This window comes from Candidatus Symbiopectobacterium sp. NZEC135 (genome assembly GCF_025962695.1).
The window spans coordinates 1-634 of the sequence record NZ_JAGFPF010001256.1 but is presented as its reverse complement, the minus strand read 5'-3'; the positions used below and the strand labels follow the sequence as shown (position 1 = coordinate 634).

General features: G+C 44.0%; 1 protein-coding gene. It reads left to right on the top strand.

From position 1 onward, the window contains the following. On the top strand, window positions 1-284 hold a 284-nt coding region (locus tag J5224_RS33685), incomplete at its 5' end, for a thiamine pyrophosphate-dependent enzyme (protein ID WP_264629222.1). Window positions 285-634 lie beyond the last annotated feature (350 nt).

Here is a 634-nt window from a genome sequence, read left to right as displayed (position 1 = left end):
CCAGCCAGGAACTTGAAACCCTTCCCCGTTACTCGCTACCGGTGGTTATCGTGGTTCTGTCGGATTCAGCGTTTGGCCTTATCAAGTATTACCAGCATCTCGAGGGTTCTGAACCGCAACGTCATCTGACCGAATTCGGCCCGGTCGATTTCACCCTGCTGGCTAATGCCAATGGGGTATCAGCGACAAAAATTTTGGATATCGCCGATCTTTCTGATGCGCTCGAAAAAGCATTCCAGACACACCGGCCCCATTTAATAGAGATACCCGTTAACTATGATTAAAACCTTTTACAGCCTATCGCCTGACCCGCAATTGACTGTCATCACTCAAGCACACACCACTTATTTTATAAAAAACGACACTTAACGAATCAGGCTAATTACATGAAAACATTTTCTGCTGAAATACGCAGAAAACCATCAGAACGCTGAACACCAATTATTATCGAAACGCAAAATAGAAAACAGGGTTAAGCATGTATTTACCCAGATTGAAAAACATCGCCGCGTAAATACCGGGTTCACCTCGTTTAGTCAATGACATAAAACACATGGATCTATAGCCATCATGAATCAAAAAACAGATGCCCGTACGCAGCATTTTTGCACCACAGCCAAATATCTGTTTGGCG